We start from the raw sequence: 17,676 nt of genomic DNA, 5'->3' as shown, positions 1-17,676 counted from the left end.
GCTATTCGAGACCGGCTGTCCGTGGCGGCCGTTCCGTACCGGCTGTCTGCGGCGGCTGTTCCGGATCGGTCGTCCGCGGTGGCCACTTCGCATCGGCTGTCTGCGGCGGCTGTTCCGGATCGGTCGTCCGCGGTGGCCACTTCGCATCGGCTGTCTGCGGCGGCTGTTCCGGAGCGGCTGTCCGCGGCGATCACTCCGCACCGGCCGTCCGCAACGGCCTTTCCAGAGCGGCCGCCCCGCACCGATCGCACCGACCGCCCCGCACCGACCGCCCCGCACCGACCCGCAGCGGCCACCCCACCCCGGCCACAGCGGCCACCCCACCCCGGCCACACACAAGATCGGCTATCGACGTGAGACTCACAGAAGAGACCGAGGAGTCACGTGATGTGTCTCCCCAGACCCTCCCCGCCCCCGCCGATGACGACGCGCCCGCCGACCGCCGGACCGTCCGGCTGCGTCGGCGCATCGGATACGGACTGCTCGTCGTCGTGCCGGCCGTCGCCGGTGTCCTCGCGCTGGTCGAGGCGGGGCGGGGCGGGGACGCGGGCGGCGGGGGCGGGCACGGGCCCGGGGCCTCCACCACCGCGGTGCTGCTGCTCGCCGCGGCGGCCGTACTCGTCGTGGCACGCGGCGCCGGAGCGCTCGCGGAGCGGCTCGGCCAGCCCCGGGTCATCGGCGAGATCTGCGCGGGACTCGCCCTGGGGCCCACGCTCCTTGGCCGGCTCGCGCCGGACGTGTTCTCGTGGATCTTCCCGAAGCCGGTGGTGACGGGGCTCGACGCGCTGGCCCAACTCGGCCTGGTCCTCTTCATGTTCGGCGTGGGGCAGGAACTGTCCCAGGCGCGCGGGACGGCCCGCGAGGCGCAGGGCGCGCCGCTCGTGACCCTCGCGTCCTTCCTGGTCCCGTTCGCGACCGGGGCCGCGCTGGCGCTGTGGCTGTTCCCGCGCTACGAGGGGGTCTCCTCCGAACCGACCGCCTTCGCCCTGTTCCTGGGCTGCGCGCTCAGCGTGACGGCCTTTCCCGTGCTCGCCCGCATCCTCGCCGACCTCGGACTTCTGGGGAGCAAGACGGGCCGGCTCAGCCTCTACGCCGCGGCGGTCGGGGACGGCGTCTGCTGGCTGGTGCTCACCGTGGCCCTCGCGCTGGCGCAGGGCGACGGGCCGGGTACGACATGGCAGACGCTGCTGCTCTCGCTCGTTGCCACGGCGGTCCTGCTCGGTCCGGTACGGGCAGGCCTCAAGAGGGTGCTCGAAGGGCCCTTGGGCCGCTCGCCCGCCGCCGTCCTCACGCTGTGCACCGCGGGCGTGGCCGCCTCGGCCGGTCTCACGGCGCAGCTCGGCATCCACCAGCTCATCGGGGCGTTCCTCTTCGGGCTCGCCTGGCCGACCACCTTCCGCGGACAGTCCGGCGAGGCGCAGTCCGCCGCCGTCCACACGCTGGCACAGCTCCTTCTCCCGTTCTTCTTCCTGGGGTTCGGCCTCTCCCTCGACCTCGGTGAACTCTCCCTCGACTGGGGGAACGTGCTGCTCCTGTGCGGGATGCTCGTCGCCGCCATGCTCTCCAAGATCCTCGGTGCGGGCCTCGCGGGATGGCTGTCCGGCCTGACGCGTACGGACTCGCTGGTGCTCGGCGTACTGATGAACACGCGCGGCCTGACCGAACTGGTCGTGCTCGGCATCGGGCACCAGGCGGGAGTGATCGACGACCAGCTGTTCGCCGTGCTCGTGCTCGTCACTCTCGTCACGACGGCCATGACGGGACCGGGGCTGCGACTGATACAGGCGGTCGTCCGAAAGTAAACCTTGACCGAGGCTCGCCGAAGTCTATGGTCTGGACTAATCGGCCACCGTGCACATCCGGCCACGGCCGCCCCACGAGAGCACTTCACGCCGCACACCCCCACGAAGCACCGCCGTGAAGGAGTACGCATGGACAGAAAGCGGAAGACCGCCGCCGCGATCGGCGCGGGTCTGGCACCGGTCCTCGCCCTCACCCTGCCGACCGGTTCGGCCAGCGCGCACGGGTACGTCAACGCGCCGGCGAGCCGTCAGGCGCAGTGCGCCGCGGGCACGGTGGCGTGCGGCGAGATCAAGTACGAACCACAGAGCGTCGAGGGGCCCAAGGGGCTGCGCAGCTGCAGCGGCGGCAACGCCAGGTTCGCGGAGCTCGACGACGACAGCAAGGGCTGGCGGGTCAGCGACGTCAGCAGGACGCAGACCTTCACCTGGACGTTCACCGCGCGGCACCGCACCGCGAACTACGAGTACTTCGTCGACGGCACGAAGGTCGCCACCATCGACGGCGGCAACCAACAGCCTCCCGCCACCGTCTCCCACCAGGTCAATCTGGGCAGCGCGACCGGCAGGCACAAGGTGCTCGCCGTGTGGAACATCGGCGACACGTCGAACGCCTTCTACGCCTGCATCGACGTCAACATCCGCTAGACACAAGGGCCGTGACGGTCGGCCGGTGCCCTCCCCCGGCACCTGTGCATCGCACCTTTCCTGTCACGGCCCTATGAACCGACACCCCCTGTCGCTACCCTCCGCCGCATGATTTCCACGGTGGTCTGGGGTACCGGCAACGTCGGCCGCGCGGCCATCCGTGCCGTCGACGCCCACCCGGCGTTGAAGCTCACGGCCGTCCTTGTCCACGATCCCGGCAAGGTCGGCCGCGACGTGGGCGAACTGGCCGATCTCGGCGTCGAGTTGGGAGTATCGGCGACCGACGACATGTCAGCCGTGCTCGCCGCGGGCCCCCGGGCCGTCGTCTACGCGGCGTCGGGCGACATCCGCCCCGACGAGGCGCTCGCCGACGTCTGCAGGGCGATCCGGGCCGGCGCGGTGGTCGTCACGCCGGCGCTCTACGCCCTCTACGACCATCGCAGCGCCCCGCCCGAGCTGCGGGACCCGGTGCTCGCCGCCATCGCGGACGGCGGCGGCTCCCTGTTCGTCTCCGGCGTCGACCCCGGCTGGGCCAACGACGTACTGCCCCTCCTTGTCAGCGGGCTCGGCAGCACCGTCGACGCGATCCGCTGCCAGGAGATCTTCGACTACTCCACCTACGACCAGCCCGAATCGGTCCGCTACCTGGTCGGCATGGGCCAGCCCATGGACTACGAACCGCTGATGCTCGCGCCCACCGTCCCGACGATGGTGTGGGGCGGGCAGCTGCGGCTGATGGCCAGGGCGCTCGGCGCCGAACTCGACGAGATCCGCGAGTCGTTGGAGCGCCGCGCGCTGGATGCCACGGTGCGGACCCGGACGATGGGCGAGTTCGCGGCGGGCACCCAGGGCGCGGTCCGCTTCGAGGTGCAGGGCGTCGTCGACGGCGTACCCCGCATCGTCGTCGAGCACATCACCCGCATCCACCCCTCCTGCGCACCCGACTGGCCCGCACCGCCGGACGGTTCCGGCGTCCACCGGGTGATCATCGAGGGCCGCCCGCGCATCGAGGTCTCGGTCGAGGCCGCCGACGAGGGCGAGAACCGGTCAGCGGGCGGCAACGCCACCGCGGTCGGCCGTCTGGTGAACGCCGTCGACTGGCTGGCGGACGCGGAACCCGGCCTGTACGACGCACTCGACGTACCGCTGCGGCCCGCGGCGGGCAAGCTCGGCGCCAGTGACCTCAAGAGGAGCAGGCCATGATGATCGACATCCCCGACGGGCAGGAGCCGATCGGCTACGTATGGGGCGAGATGGTCCCCGGCATCGGGCCAGCGGCCGCGGCTTTCTCCCTCTCCGTGTACGAGCACACCGCCCTGGGACTAAGGGAGTTCGAGGCCGCACGGCTGCGCATCGCGCAGATCAACGGCTGCCTCTTCTGCCTCGACTGGCGCACCGAGAGGGACGGGCACAAGGTCGAGGCGGAGTTCGCCGACGCGGTGACCCACTGGCGGACCACCGACGCCTTCGACGACCGCACCCGGCTCGCCGCCGAGTACGCGGAGCGGTACGCCCTGGACCACCACGGCCTCGACGACGAATTCTGGACACGCATGACCGCGCACTACACCCAGCGCGAGATCGTCGAACTGAGCATGAGCATCGGATCCTGGCTGGCGTTCGGCCGCCTCAACCACGTCCTCGGCCTCGACGCGGTGTGCCGGCTCACCCCCGGTTGACCTCCACCACCCGCGAGTACGAGTCCTCCGCGTACCCGGCCGCCATTCCCCGCAGGGCGACCTCGTGGGCGGCCGTGATGACCGACGCGTCGATCCCACGGGCCGTGGCGGCCTCCCGGACGTGCGCCATGATGGCCGCCGCCGAGCGGAGGTTCGAGCCCTCCGGAGGGTGGCTGCCGGTGTCGATCTGCTCGGCGAAGGAGCCGACGAAGTGCGGCAGGAGCTCCACGACCCCACGGGCGTACGGGGCCAGATCGCGCGCGGCGACGCCCTCCGCGCCGGCCAGCGTGAAGGCGTGCACGATGCCGGTCATCGCCGTCCAGAACACGTCGAGCAGCGCGACGTCGAACGCCGCCGCCCGCCCCGGATCCTCGCCCAGGTGCACGGACGTGCCGCCGACCGCGGCGAGCGTGTCCCGGTGCGCCGCGTACGCCTCGGCCGGACCGCTGTGCAGAACGAGACAGGAGGGTGTGCCGACGAGATGCGTGGGAACCATGATCGCGCCGTCGAGGTAGGTGATCCCGTGCGCCCGCGCCCAAGCGGCGGTGGCCCGGGCCCGGTCGGGAGTATCGGCGGTGAGGTTGACGAGGGTGCGCCCCTTGAGGGCGTCGGCGTGCGGTTCGAGCACCGCGCGCACCGCGTCGTAGTCGAGCACGCACACCACCACGAGCGGGCTCGCCCCGATCGCCTCGGCGGCCGAACCGGCCGCCACGGCCCCGCGTTCGACCAGGCCGGAGCCACGGCCCGGGGTACGGTTCCACACGGTGGTGGGATGGCCCGCGGCAAGAAAGGCACCGGCCAGGGACTGGCCCATCGGGCCGAGCCCGAGGACGGTGACGGGGGCGTGGGAGGGGGAATCGGACGTGGGCATGGACGTAGACGTGGTCGTGGACATGGGTGACTCCGTAGTGGTCGCGGTCGATCCGCGGGAATGCGGGATGAGTGCGGCGGTCGCCGTCTTCGAGGGGAAATGGAAGGCGTTCGTGATGTGGGTGCTCGCCGAGCGCCCGCGCCGGTTCCGTGAGACACGGAGGCTCGTCACCGGGATCAGCGAAAAGGTGCTGACCCAGCAGCTCCGCGAACTGGAGGCGGACGGCATCGTGCACCGCGAGGTGTACGACGTACTGCCGCCCCGCGTCGAGTACTCACTGACCCCGAAGGGCCACCGGCTCTACGAACTGCTGCAACTGCTTGACGCCTGGGGCCAGGACCACCTGGCGGAACGCTCGATGCCTTCGTCATCGGCGGGATCGGAAGCGGCGCTCGCTGCGGCTCGACCAGCATCGGCCACCGCAACCCGCTGATCAATCACGCACTTTGAGGTACGTGTGCGGGTGAGCGTGCGTGTGTGAGTGTGCGAGCTACGTGGCCAGGAGCTGCTTCCTGCACAGGTCCACGTCGAAGTCGGCCTTCGGATACCGCGGATCCAGCGCGTTCAGATGTTCCAGGAGCAGCTTGCTGATGGCCCAGTTGCGGTACCACTTGCGGTCCGCCGGGACGAGGAACCACGGGGCGTGCGTCGTGGAGCAGCGTTCCAGGGCGATCTCGTACGCCTCCTGGTAGGCGGGCCACACGGCGCGCTCCTCGATGTCGCCCGGGTTGAACTTCCAGTGCTTTTCAGGGTTGTCGAGGCGTTCGAGGAGGCGGCGGCGCTGCTGCTCGTACGAGATGTGCAGGAAGCACTTGATGACCGTGACGCCGTCGTCGGCCAGGGAACGTTCGAAGCGGTTGATCTGGCCGTAGCGGCGGCCCAGTTGGCTGCGCGGGACCAGGTCGCGCACCCGGGCGATGAGGACGTCCTCGTAGTGCGAGCGGTCGAAGATGCCGATCTCGCCGGGGTGGGGGAGCGCCTGCATGATGCGCCACAGGAACGGGTGGTTCAGCTCCTCGGCCGTGGGAGCCTTGAACGCCTTGATGCGGCAGCCGGAGGGGTTGAACAGGCCGATGACGTGCTTGACCGTGCCGCCCTTGCCGCTGGTGTCCATGCCCTGCAGGACGAGCAGGACGCGGCGGCGGTCGCCCGCCGTGCTCGCCGCGTAGAGCCGCTCCTGGAGGTCCGCGAGGCGCTCACCCATCTGGGCGGTGGCCAGGACTCCCGCTGCCTTGTCCGCCGGTCCTGCCGGGGTCGCGGCCGGGTCGTACGCGGAGAGGTCCACGCGCTCGCCCTCGGAAATCCGCAACAGCTCGCGCAGCTGGGCGGGGGGCCTCCTCGCTCCCTCACCCTGCTTCTTCTTCGTGCCCTTGGTGTCCTTCGTGCCCTTCTTGGTCTTCGCCACTGAGCGGTCCCTTCCGGTGGTCTTCCCCGATCGTGCGACGCGGGAGCCGGGGCCCGCCACTCGGCTTGAGCCTTGTCGGGCAATCCTGGGCCCAGGAAGCAGCTGGCCCAGGAAGCAGCTGGCCCCGGAAGCTGCCGGGCCCCGGAAAACCCGGTGCTCGCGCCGGACCGGCCCCTACGATGAGCATCGCCGATCACTGTCGGGGGAGAGGAACCGAGGCGTGGAAGTCAACGTCACGTTCGGCGACGGCACGGCCGGCGCGGAAGCGGAAGCGAACGGCGCCGAATCCGCCCTGTCGCTGTCCCGCTGGCTCATGGCGGAGCCCGAACTCCGCGGCCACGCAAGGGTTTCCACCCGTGCGGCGCGCGAGGCCCGCGGCCACATGGGCGACGGTCTGGAACTCGTCAACGTCGTACTCGCCAACAGCATCGCCCTGGCCGGTCTGATCACCGCGGTCGCCGCCTGGCGCGGCTCGCGGCCGCGCCCGCCGCAGGTGCGCGTCGAACGGGACGGCGTCGTGGTCACGTTGCGGGACAGCTCCCCGGAGCAGGTCGAGCAGATCCTGCGGATGTGGAACGCGACCGCCGCGCCCGCACCCGTCACGACGGACGGGGACGACGACTAGCCGTGGCCCTGCTGTCGGACCCGGCCCGCTCCGAGGCCGTCCTCATCGGCGTCCACACGTACGCCACCCTGGAGAATCTGCCTGCCGTCGCCCAGAACCTGGAAGGGCTGCGCGAGGCGCTGACCGACCCCGGTGTGTGGGGTCTTGCCGACGACGCCTGCACGGTGATCGCCCAGCCGGACGGCGTGGGCGACATCCTCGACACCGTCCGGGAGAAGGCGCGCCGGGCCGAGGACACGCTGCTCGTCTACTACGCGGGCCACGGTCTGACGGATCCGCACACCGACGAGCTGTATCTCGCCCTGCCCGGATCGGACCGCGAGCGCGAGTACACCTCGCTGCGCTACGAATACCTGCGCCGGGCCGTCCTCGACCAGCAGGCCCATGCCCGGCGCACGGTGGTGATCCTCGACTGCTGCTACAGCGGCCGCGCCCTCCTCGGCAAGATGAGCGCGAGCACGCACATCGCCGACCAGGCCGTGGTCGAGGGCACCTGCCTGCTCACGGCATCCGCGGAGACCCGCCCCGCGCTGTCCCCGCCCGGCGAGCGCTACACCGCGTTCACCGGCGAGCTCATCGCCACCCTGACCGGGGGTGTTCCCGACCGGCCCGATCCGCTCGACATGGACACCCTCTACCGGCATGTGCACCGCACGCTGGCCGGCAAGTCCCGCCCGCTGCCGCAGCAGCGCAACCGCAACCTCGGCGGCTTCATCGCCATCGCCCGCAACCGCGCGGCGACGCCGACGCCGCCGCCCGTCGCCGGGCTGAGCGAGGCCGAGAAGCGACTGGCCCAGATGGAGCAGCGCTCCGAACAACTGCGCCTGGAGAACGAACAGTTGCGGCTGGAGGCCGAGCGCCGCGCCCGCGAGACGGTGGAGACCGCGCAGCGCCTGGCCAGTGCCGTGACGGCGACGGCCGAGCCGGGATTCGAGCCGTTCTGGTTCGCCGTGCCGGTACCGCGTCCGCTCTTCGGCGAGGACGGCTCGCTCCAGCCGGTGGCGGAGCTGCTGCCGGGCACCTGGTATCTGGCCTTGGAGCAGCGGGGGAGGGGCCTGGTCGCACGGAGCGACGACGGCAAGATGCGGGGGTTCATCCTCGACCTCGCGGGGATCCAGCGGGGTGACGCCGACTCGTACACCCCCGCCGCGAAGTCGGGCTCCCCGCGGGGAACGAAGGCCACGGCGGCCGCGAAGAGGCGCACCGAGGAGACCGTGCGTGCGGCCGAACGGCTCGCCGACGCCGTGGCCGCGGATCCGGATCCGGACTTCGAGATGTTCTGGTTCGCGGTGCCGGTGGCGCGGCCGCTGATGAGTGACAGCGGGGCCCTGGAGATCGTGGGGGAGTTGCTGCCCGGCACGTGGTACCTGGCCGTCGAGCGACGGGGGCAGGGGCTGCTCGCGATGACGCAGGAGGGCCGCAGGGGTTTTCTGCTTGATACGTCGGGCATCCAGCGGGGCTGAGTGCTCCGCTGGTGGTGCGGTGATGTGTCTGCGGGGCGGTGGGTGTCGGCCGGCTGTTTTGGGCCGGTGATGGAACTGTGGGTCGGTGGGGGTTGAGCGCGCAGTTCCCCGCGCCCCTGACGGGGCGAGTGCCGGTGGTGATGTATCTGCGGGTCGGTGGGGGTTGAGCGCGCTAGTTCCCCGCGCCCCCTACGGGGCGGGGCCCGTCCCGTTGTTTCTTGCGTTGCCCATTGACATCCCGGCCCTGCGCCTCGAAGCTCCATGACGCCCGTGGTAACGCTAACACCGGGCTGACACACACCTGAGGGAGCTGCCCATGTCAGGTAGTCGTCAGGATGTCGACCGGCGTACCCTCCTCGCCGCGGCCGCCGCCGGTGCGTTCGCCGCGGCCTGTGGAACCGCCGAGGGCAAGCCTCCGGGCAAGGTCGCCGTGCACGGGGACAACGCCACCTGGGCCAAGCCGATGGCCGCCGCCGGCCAGGCCATGAAGTCGGTCGCGGGCATCGAGCTCGTGCCCGAGGTGATCGCGTCCCTGGAGTCGTTCGAGCAGGTCGTGCGGTCCTCGCTGCGGACGAGCAAGACGCCCGACATGCTCAAGTACTGGTCCGGGTACCGGCTTCAGGACCTCGCCCGCACCGGCGGTGTCGTCGACCTGACCGAGCAGTGGGACAGCGCGGTCGGCAAGGGCTGGGTCGAGCCGTCCCTGCGTACCGCGTTCACCTACCGGGACCGCGTCTACGCCCTGCCGATGAACCTCGCGTACTGGGTGTTCTTCTACAACCCCGAGGTCTTCAAGAAGCATGACCTCGAAGCCCCCGAGACCTGGGACGACTTCCTCGCCGCCTGCACACGGCTGAAGCAGAACGGCATCACGCCCCTGCACGGCACGGCCGACGGACGCTGGCCCTCCTTCATCTGGTTCCAGGAGGTGTTGAGCCGTCAGGACCCGTCCTTCTACCAGGACTTGATGAACGGCCGCGAGCGCTACACCGACCCGCGCGCCGAGCGGGCCCTGCGCACCATCGCGTCCTTCTTCGACAAGGACTGGTTCACGCCCATGGACCTGAACCACAACGACGCGGCCGCACAGGTGGTCCAGGGCAAGATCGGCATGGTGCCCTGCGGCACCTGGCTCGGCTCCACCCTCGTCGGCGCGGGCGGCAAGCCCGGCAAGAACGTCGACGCCTTCGTGCTGCCGATGGCGACGCCACGCGCCCGCCCCAGCGTGATCTTCGAGTCGAGCGCGTTCGTCTCCACGGTCAAGGGCCCCGACCACGAGGAGGCGCGCAAGGCCGCCGGTGCCTGGCTGCACCCCACCGTCATGAAGGCCTTCTCGCACACCCTCCAGGACGGCTGCCCCAACCCGAAGGTCGCACCCGCCAACCCGATCATCGACGGCCTGGCCCGCACGGTACGCGGCGACAAGCTCTGGCTGCTCAACCGCTTCTGGGAACAAGGGCCTCCCGAACTCGTCGAGGCGACCGTCGACGATCTGGCCGGCTTCCTGCTGAACCCGCACTCGTACCGCCAGGTGCTTCGGACCATGCAGGAGCGCGCCGACGAGGCATGGAAGGTGTGGCGGGAGGCGGAGGAGACATGACCGAGATCGTGACCACCGCGAAGGCCGCGGGCAAGAGCTCCGGGAAAGCGGCGCGGACCCGTCGCCGCGTGCCCACCCGCACCCCGCACCAGGCGGTCGCGGAGAGCGGCAGGTACGGCAGGCCGCTCGCCGCGCTGCCCTGGGCACTGCCCGCCTTCGCGCTCGTCGGCGTCCTGCTCGTCTACCCCTTCTTCCGCAGCGTCTACGGCAGCTTCTTCGAGGACAACGGCTTCACGAGCAGCTTCACCGGCTTCGACAACTACGCGCGGCTCGCCGACGACCCGATCTTCGGCCGTTCCCTGCTCAACACCCTGCTGTGGGTCGCCGGCACGCTGCTGCTGCCCGTCCTTGCCGGCCTCCTCATCGCCGTCGCCACCCACCGGATGCGCTTCGGCGGCCTCGCCCAGCTCGTCATCGTCCTGCCGTACGCGATCTCGGCCGCCGCCACCGGTGTCCTCTGGTACTTCATGCTGAACAGCCAGGGCGCGGTCAACCAGATCCTGCGCGCGGTGGGCCTCGACTCGTGGGCGCAGGCCTGGCTGCTCGAATGGCCGCAGAACACCCTCGCGATGATCGTGGCGAGCACCTGGCAGGCCACCGGGCTCAACGTCGTGCTCTTCGCCATCGGTCTTCGCGCCATCCCCAAGGACACCGTGGAAGCAGCCGAGTTGGACGGCGCGACCGGCTGGCGGATGTTCTGGTTCGTGACGCTGCCGCAGCTGCGTGCCGTCACGGTCGTGGTCGTCGGCATGGCCATCGTCAACAGCCTCAAGGCCTTCGACATGATCTGGCTGCTCACCAAGGGCGGCCCGTCCCGCTCCTCCGAGACCCTCGCCCTGAGCATGTACCGCGAGGCGTTCCGGCTCTTCCACGTCGGCTACGGCTCCGCGATCGCGCTCGTCCTCTCGGTGATCGTCGTCGCCTCGTCCTGGATGTATCTGCGCCGCCAGATGCCCGAGTCCACCGCGCGGGCCTGACCCGCCCCCGAAGAGGAGACCCTCATGGGACGCACCGTGCGCCATCTCTTCGTCATCGCCTGTGTGGTGTTCTGGCTGATCCCGCTCTACCTGCTGATCGTCAACGCGCTGACCCCGGCCACGGAATACACGGGCGAGCCCGCGTGGACCCCGCAGGGCTTCGACATCGCCGACAACCTCAAGACCGCCTGGAGCGACGCGGGCATCGGCGACAGCTTCCAGTCCTCGCTCCTGTACGCCGTGGTGTGCGGGGCGGCGGCGGTGCTCGTCGCGGCCATGGCCGCGTTCGCCGTGGTCGTGCTGCCGATCCCCAGGCCCGCCTTCTGGTTCTGGCTGATCTACTCCGGCACGCTCTTCCCGCTGCAGATGTTCCTCGCCCCGCTCTTCGGCCTGTACGCCGACGCCAACCTGTACGACACCCGGCTCGGCCTGATGATGGTGTACGTCGCCTGGGCCATCCCCTTCGCGTTCTTCCTGATCCGCAATCAGATGACCACGATGCCGCCCGAGATCACCGAGGCGGCGCTGATCGACGGCGCATCGATGGGGCGGATCTTCTGGCGCATCCACGTACCGCTGATGAAGGCAGGTCTCGGCGCGGCGTTCATCTTCCAGTTCACCGCCGTCTGGAACGACCTGCTGCTCGGCATCACCCTCAGCCGCAGCCCCGAGGTCCAGCCGGTGATGGCGTCCCTGAACGCGCTCTACAACGCCTACAGCTCGGCGGGGCCGCCCGTCATCCTGGCCGGCGCGCTGATCGTGTCGCTGCCCACGCTCCTCGTCTTCCTGGTGTTCCGCGGCCTGTTCCTGCGCGGTGTCACCGCATCAGCCCGCTGACCCGACCACACTCTTCGGGAGAGATCCACATGACGACACGGGCCCTCGTCCGCACCACCGACTGGGACAACGACCGGATACGCGACAGTCTGCGCTCCAGTGTGGTCAGCGCCGAAGGGCCACTGGGCGGGGGCGTGTTCAGGCTGACGGAGGAACCGCTGATGCGGCGCGCGGGCGACGGATCCCTCCTTCAGTCCCTGCGGGTGGAGCCGGTCAACGGTGCCGAGATTCCTGCCGAGTTGAGCGTGCGCACGGAATCGGGAGCCGCGCTGCGAGTGGAGCGCGCCGCCGGGCCCGGCCGCTGCGTGCGGCTTCTCGTCCCCGCCGTCGAGACGGCGACCCGCGTCACCGTCGGCCTCCCGCGGGGGCAGGGCGGCATCGACGTACGCATCACCCCCCAACGCCAGTGGACCATCCACCTCGTCCACCACTCCCACCTCGACATCGGCTACACCGACCCGCAGGGCCGCGTCCTCGCCGAGCATCTCTCCTTCCTCGACTCCTGCCTGGAGCTCACCCGGGCCACCGACGACTGGCCCGCCGAGTCCCGATTCCGCTGGTGCGTCGAGTCGTTGTGGTCCTTCCGGCAGTGGGCCGACGCCCGGCCCGCCGAACAGGTCGAGGAGTTCGTACGCCGGGTGCGCGAGGGACGCATCGAGCTGACCGCCCTGCCGTTCAACCTGCACACCGAGACCTGCTCCACGGACGAGCTGCACGAACTCCTGCGCCTGGCCCACGACCTACGCGACGAGCACGGCGTCGACTTCACCTCCGCCATGCAGACCGACGTGCCCGGAGCGGTCGTCGGCCTCGTCGACGCCCTCGCCTCCGCCGGGGTCAAGTACCTCTCCGTGGCGCACAATTGGGCCGGACGCTCGGTGCCCCACCTGGTCGGCGGGGAGAAGCTGCCCCGGCTCTTCCGGTGGCGCGCGCCCAGCGGCAACAGTGTCCTGGTCTGGGTCACCGACACCCCGCACGGCCTCGCCTACATGGAGGGCCCGCTGCTCGGCTTCGACACCGACTACGCCGACGTCGACGACCTGCTGCCGGCCTATCTGACCTCCCTCGCCAGCAACCCGTACCCCTACCGCGGCGGCATCTTCGGCTGGGCCATGGACCACGCCGAGATCAAGCGCGAGCCCTACCCCTGGGACGTCCTCCACCTGCGCGTGCAGGGCAAGTTCGGCGACAACGCGCCGCCCCGCCGCATCATCGCCGACACCGTCCGCCGCTGGAACGAGACCTGGGCCCACCCCCAGCTGCGGCTCTCCCGCAACGAGGACTTCTTCACCGACGCCGAGGCCAGGCTCGGCGACGCCATCCAGACCTTCGAGGGCGACTGGACCGACTGGTGGGTCGACGGCGTCGGCTCGGGAGCGCGGCCGCTCTCCCTTGCCCGCACCGCCCAGTCCGTGGTCGCCGACGCCCAGACCATCGGCACGTTCGCAGGCATCCTCGGCGCCACGGGGGCGGAGGAGGACTGCAAGGACGCCGCCGGGGTCTACGAGGCGGTGTCGCTCTTCGACGAGCACACCTGGGGCGCCGGCGACCCGTGGACCCACGGCGACGAGGGCGGGCACTCCGGCGAGCACCAATGGCACTGGAAGTACGGGCAGGCGATGCGCGCCCACGACGACGGCCACGCGCTCCTCGCCCGTGCGAGCGCACGGCTCGGGCAGCGGCTCGCGGTGTCGCCGGGTGCCGTGGCGACGTACCACGTGATCAACACCTGCTCCTGGCCGCGCACCGATGTCGTCAGCGTCTTCCTGCCCGAGAGCAGCGTCCCCCTCGACAGGACCGTCGCCGTGCACGACGCCCGCAGCGGTCGCCCGCTCGCCCACGAGGAACGGCCACAGACCAACGACGATCACCGGGACGCCGGACGCTTCCTGGTGGTGCGGGTGGACGACGTGCCGCCCGCCGGGTCGGTGCGCCTTGACATCACGGACATCACCACCGACGCGGCGCGGGCCGACGGGCGCTCGGGGACCACCGTGGTGAAGGCCGCCACCGGCTGGAACCCCACCGGCGGCACCGAGCGGGAGGACCCGGCCGAGACCGCCGCCGCGGCGCTCGCCCTGCCCGAACCGACACTCCTGGAGAACGAACACCTCGCCGTCCGCGTCGACTTGGCGCACGCGTGCGTCGCCTCCGTCATCGACAAGGCCACCGGCCGTGAACTCGTCCGCCAGGACGCCGTGGTCGGCTTCAACGGCTACCTCCACGACAGCTACACCACCGCGGGCGCCTTCAACCACAACTCCAGCCGCACGACGGCGTCCGACCGCCTCGAACACCTCGGAAGCCGCGCCGTCGCCCCGCCCGCCGCCCTCATCGCCCGCCGCTCCACGGCCACCGCCGAATCGATCACGTACGAGACCCGCCCGGCCGGAGCCAACCGGCTGCGCACCACCCTCACCCTGCCCGTCGGCGTGCCCCGCCTCGACATCGAGAACCGCCTGGACAAGGACGCGACCCCGGGCAAGGAGAGCGCCTACTTCGCCTTCCCCTTCTCCTTCGACGACCCGGCCGTACGCATGGAGGCATCCGGCGGTCTCACCGGCAACTCCCTTCCTGTGGTGCCGGGTTCGGCCCTGCACATGCGGGCCGTGCGCCGCTGGGTGACCCTCGCGGAGGACGGGCTCGCGGTGGCCTGGTCCACGCAGGACGCGCCGCTGGTGCAGTTCGGCAACATCGCCCTGCCGTACGCGCCCTTCCCCAAGACGATGGGCCACGACGAACCCGCCACCGTCTTCTCCTGGATCCACAACAACCTCTGGGACACCAACTTCCCCAGCGAGCAGGGCTTCGAGTTCACCTACCGCTACAGCCTGGCCTGCGCCACCTCCGCCGATGGTCTCGGCCCCGCCACGGCGGCGGCCTGGAGCCGCCCGCTGCGCGCCGTGCGGGCCAGGGGGCCGGAGGGCGGCGGACAGGCGTCCCTCGCCTTCGCCGACCTCGGCGACCCCCGGGTCCGCCTGGTCGGCGCCACCGCACCCGGCCCCGGCGAAGTCCTGCTGCGGCTGCAGTCCTTCGCCGAGGAGCCGGTGGAGTGTCCCGTCCGCGTCCACTTCCCGGTGGCTGCGGCGCACCGGGCGGACTACTTGGGCGCGGCGGGTGAAGAACTGCCCCAGACGGAGGGTGAGTTGACCGTCGACATTCCCGCGCTCGGCACCACTGCTGTGCTTTTCGTACGTCCGTGAACGAAGGAGCATGCGTGTACCGGCTCGACCCGCGTTACGCCCCGGCACCGGGGACCGTGCTGACCGCCGGCTGGCAGGCCGTGGCGGCGCAGCTGCCGCCCGGCCCCGCGATCGTCGCCGTCGAGGGTCCGCCGACCGCCGACTGGGCGACCATCGCGGCACGGCTGACCGCCGAATGCCCGGCCCCCGTCCGCACCCTCGACATCCGTACGCACTACGCGCCGCCCGCCGAGGTCCGGCGCCGCACCATGAGCCCGGCCGACACCGCGGACCCGTACTACTGCCGTCTGGCCGAGAACCCCCTGGACGATCTCTTCGACCAACTGCCGCGGACGTCACGGCTCTTGGGGGATGCGCTTCTTCTGATCGTCTATGGTCCCGGCGCCTCGCTCGTCGCACACGACGTGCTCTGGTACGCCGATCTGCCCAAGCGGTACGCCGAGTCGGCCGTGATCGCCGGGGCGGGCGGCAATCTCGGACTGCCGGGAGAGCGCGCCGAGTTGAAGCGGCTCTTCTACGTGGACTGGCCGATGCTCGACCGCCACCGTGACGCCATCGCGGACCGCCTGGACGGCTGGCTCGACGTGCAGGACCCCGGGCACCCCGTGTTCCTCGACGGCGACGGCCTGCGGACCTGCTGCGCCGACCTCGCGCGCCGCCCCCTACGCACCCGGCCCTTCTTCAACTCGACACCCTGGGGCGGCCATTGGGGCCAACGCGAACTCGGCTTCAACCCTGGCGGGCGCAACACGGCCCTCGGCTACGAACTCATCGCCCCCGAAGCGGGCATCCTCATCGGGCACGGCCCCGACACCCAGGCGGAAGTGCCCTTCCAGCTGCTGTGCGTGCTCCACCCCGAGCAGGTCCTCGGCCCGGAGGCGCACGCCCGCTTCGGCACCTCCTTCCCGATCCGCTTCGACTACCTGGACACGGTGGGCGGCGGCAACCTGTCGGTGCACTGCCACCCCAAGGAGCCGTACATGCGGGAGCGGTTCGGCTGGGCGTACACACAGCACGAGACGTACTACATGACGCTCGGCAGCCCCGACACCCGCGTCTTTCTCGGCCTGCGCGAGGACGCCGACCTCGACCTCTTCCGCAAGGAGATCGAGGAGGCGGCGAACGACGGGGTGCCGATGGACCCCGAGGACCACGTCCTGACGTTCCCCGCCGAGCAAGGGCGCCTCTTCATGATCCCCGCGGGCACCCCGCACGCCAGCGGCGCGGGCCATCTCGTACTGGAGATCAGCGCCACCCCCTACCTCTACAGCCTGCGCTTCTACGACTGGCTCCGCCCGGACGCGGACGGCAAACCACGCCAACTCCCTTACGAACACGGCCTCGCCAACCTGGAGACCGAACGGCGCGGCGACGCCGTCGCCCGCGATCTGGTGCAGGAGCCGCGCGTCCTGCGGCGCGGCGACGGCTGGCACGAGGAGCTGCTCGGCGCGCTGGACGAGATGTTCTACGAGGTGCGCCGCCACACTCTGGACGCGGGCGCCGCCGTGGACGAGCACACCCGGGGCCGCTTCCATGTGCTGAACGTGGTGGCGGGCGAGGGGATCGTCGTCGAGACGGCGGCAGGTGACCGGCACGCCCTCGCGTACGCCGAGACGCTGACGGTTCCCGCGGCGGTCGGCGCCTATCGGCTCGTGGCGCCGCGCGGCCCGGCGAAGGTGGTGAAGGCGCTGGTGCGGGAGCCCGACGGTTCATGAAGGCCGTTCTGGAGATCGGCGGCACCCATGTCACCGCCGCGGTCGTGGAACCGGACGGCGCGCGGGTGAACCGCCGCGCAGGCCGGCCGCTGGACCCACGGGGTTCCGCCGAGGACATACTCGGCGCCGTCGTCCGGTGCGCGGGGGAACTCCGGGCGCCCGCGGGCCTGGTGTGGGGCGTCGCCATCCCCGGTCCGTTCGACCACGAGAAGGGGATCGCACGCTTCCGGGGCGTCGGGAAGTTCGACGACCTGTACGGCATCGACGTGCGTTCGGTGCTGCTCGACGGGGTGCGGCCGCGGCCGGCCGACGTGGTCTTCCTGAACGACGCGCACGCGTTCCTGCTCGGTGAGTGGCGCGCGGGCGCCGCGCGCGGCGAGCGGCGCTGTGCCGGGATCACGCTGGGGACGGGCGTGGGGTCGGCCTTCATCGTCGACGGGGAAATCCGCCGCGACGGCCCGGGTGTGCCGCCCCAGGGGCGCGTCGACCTGCTGAAGTGGGCGGGCGCGCCGCTGGAGGACACGGTGTCGCGGCGGGCCGTCCTCGCCCGGTACGGCGACCCGGACGCGGATGTGCGCGATGTCGCCGCGCGGGCACGGGACGGCGATCGGCGGGCCCGCCGAGTCCTCGACGAGGCGCTCACCGCCCTGGGCGCGGTCCTGGCGCCGTGCCTGCGCGACTTCCGCGCCTCGGCGCTCGTCGTCGGCGGCTCCATGGCGCAGTCCTGGGACCTGGTCCGCCCGTCACTCCGGTCCGGACTGGGGGATACTCCGGTGAGGGTACGCAGGGGCCTGCTGGGCGGGGACGCGGCGCTGGTGGGGGCTGCGGGGTATGTCAGCGCGTCGCGCCGCTGA

15 protein-coding genes are annotated in these 17,676 nt (G+C 71.2%); 13 read left to right on the top strand and 2 right to left on the bottom strand.

What is annotated here, in order from left to right:
• The first annotated feature begins 389 nt into the window (after positions 1 to 389).
• The 4 genes from ACFWY6_RS17605 (at position 390) to ACFWY6_RS17590 (ending at position 4,126) form a co-directional block, all read left to right on the top strand.
• Positions 390 to 1,802, top strand: coding sequence for a cation:proton antiporter (locus ACFWY6_RS17605; RefSeq protein WP_384690841.1), 1,413 nt, complete (start codon positions 390 to 392; stop codon positions 1,800 to 1,802).
• A 129-nt stretch (positions 1,803 to 1,931) separates the two neighbouring features.
• Positions 1,932 to 2,447: a lytic polysaccharide monooxygenase auxiliary activity family 9 protein gene (locus tag ACFWY6_RS17600; RefSeq protein ID WP_266872512.1), complete on the top strand. Its 516-nt coding sequence runs from the start codon at positions 1,932 to 1,934 to the stop codon at positions 2,445 to 2,447.
• Positions 2,448 to 2,555: 108 nt separating this feature from the next.
• Positions 2,556 to 3,650, top strand: a complete 1,095-nt coding sequence (locus ACFWY6_RS17595) for a dihydrodipicolinate reductase (protein WP_384690837.1) — start codon at positions 2,556 to 2,558, stop codon at positions 3,648 to 3,650.
• Complete coding sequence (locus tag ACFWY6_RS17590) at positions 3,647 to 4,126, top strand: carboxymuconolactone decarboxylase family protein (protein WP_384690834.1); 480 nt, start codon at positions 3,647 to 3,649, stop codon at positions 4,124 to 4,126. The genes ACFWY6_RS17595 and ACFWY6_RS17590 overlap by 4 nt, the downstream gene beginning before the upstream one ends.
• Here the strand turns inward: ACFWY6_RS17590 and ACFWY6_RS17585 are convergent.
• Entirely contained in the window at positions 4,113 to 4,997 is an 885-nt protein-coding gene (locus ACFWY6_RS17585; RefSeq protein WP_384690833.1) for an NAD(P)-dependent oxidoreductase, read from the bottom strand. The genes ACFWY6_RS17590 and ACFWY6_RS17585 overlap by 14 nt on opposite strands.
• Here ACFWY6_RS17585 and ACFWY6_RS17580 point away from each other — a divergent pair.
• Positions 4,996 to 5,430: a winged helix-turn-helix transcriptional regulator gene (locus ACFWY6_RS17580; RefSeq protein ID WP_384690850.1), complete on the top strand. Its 435-nt coding sequence runs from the start codon at positions 4,996 to 4,998 to the stop codon at positions 5,428 to 5,430. The two genes, ACFWY6_RS17585 and ACFWY6_RS17580, sit on opposite strands and share 2 nt — an antisense overlap.
• A gap of 57 nt (positions 5,431 to 5,487) precedes the next feature.
• On the opposite strand, the gene ACFWY6_RS17575 is transcribed toward ACFWY6_RS17580, so the two are convergent.
• Positions 5,488 to 6,402 (bottom strand): PPK2 family polyphosphate kinase, encoded by a 915-nt coding sequence (locus ACFWY6_RS17575; RefSeq protein WP_384690831.1) that lies wholly within the window; start codon positions 6,400 to 6,402, stop codon positions 5,488 to 5,490.
• A gap of 220 nt (positions 6,403 to 6,622) precedes the next feature.
• On the opposite strand from ACFWY6_RS17575, the gene ACFWY6_RS17570 reads away from it, so the two are divergent.
• The 8 genes from ACFWY6_RS17570 to ACFWY6_RS17535 all read left to right on the top strand — a co-directional run bounded on the left by ACFWY6_RS17570 (position 6,623) and on the right by ACFWY6_RS17535 (position 17,676).
• Positions 6,623 to 7,027 (top strand): hypothetical protein, encoded by a 405-nt coding sequence (locus tag ACFWY6_RS17570; protein ID WP_384690828.1) that lies wholly within the window; start codon positions 6,623 to 6,625, stop codon positions 7,025 to 7,027.
• 2 nt (positions 7,028 to 7,029) lie between these two features.
• Positions 7,030 to 8,490, top strand: coding sequence for a caspase domain-containing protein (locus tag ACFWY6_RS17565; protein WP_384690825.1), 1,461 nt, complete (start codon positions 7,030 to 7,032; stop codon positions 8,488 to 8,490).
• Between the two features lie 316 nt (positions 8,491 to 8,806).
• On the top strand, positions 8,807 to 10,090 hold the full coding sequence (locus ACFWY6_RS17560; RefSeq protein WP_384690822.1) for an ABC transporter substrate-binding protein: 1,284 nt from the start codon (positions 8,807 to 8,809) through the stop codon (positions 10,088 to 10,090).
• Positions 10,087 to 11,067, top strand: a complete 981-nt coding sequence (locus ACFWY6_RS17555; RefSeq protein WP_384690820.1) for a carbohydrate ABC transporter permease — start codon at positions 10,087 to 10,089, stop codon at positions 11,065 to 11,067. Before ACFWY6_RS17560 ends, ACFWY6_RS17555 begins: the two co-directional genes overlap by 4 nt.
• Positions 11,068 to 11,091: 24 nt before the next feature.
• Positions 11,092 to 11,904, top strand: a complete 813-nt coding sequence (locus ACFWY6_RS17550; protein ID WP_384690817.1) for a carbohydrate ABC transporter permease — start codon at positions 11,092 to 11,094, stop codon at positions 11,902 to 11,904.
• Between the two features lie 29 nt (positions 11,905 to 11,933).
• Complete coding sequence (locus ACFWY6_RS17545) at positions 11,934 to 15,107, top strand: alpha-mannosidase (protein ID WP_384690814.1); 3,174 nt, start codon at positions 11,934 to 11,936, stop codon at positions 15,105 to 15,107.
• Between the two features lie 14 nt (positions 15,108 to 15,121).
• On the top strand, positions 15,122 to 16,822 hold the full coding sequence (locus tag ACFWY6_RS17540; RefSeq protein WP_384690846.1) for a class I mannose-6-phosphate isomerase: 1,701 nt from the start codon (positions 15,122 to 15,124) through the stop codon (positions 16,820 to 16,822).
• The gene (locus ACFWY6_RS17535; RefSeq protein WP_384690811.1) at positions 16,819 to 17,676 is read left to right on the top strand and encodes an ROK family protein; all 858 of its coding nucleotides are present in this window, start codon (positions 16,819 to 16,821) and stop codon (positions 17,674 to 17,676) included. The genes ACFWY6_RS17540 and ACFWY6_RS17535 overlap by 4 nt, the downstream gene beginning before the upstream one ends.

It is taken from the genome of Streptomyces sp. NPDC059037 (assembly GCF_042740015.1).
In the GTDB taxonomy this organism is placed as follows: Bacteria; Actinomycetota; Actinomycetes; order Streptomycetales; family Streptomycetaceae; genus Streptomyces.
This window is presented reverse-complemented; position numbering and strand designations above follow the sequence as displayed.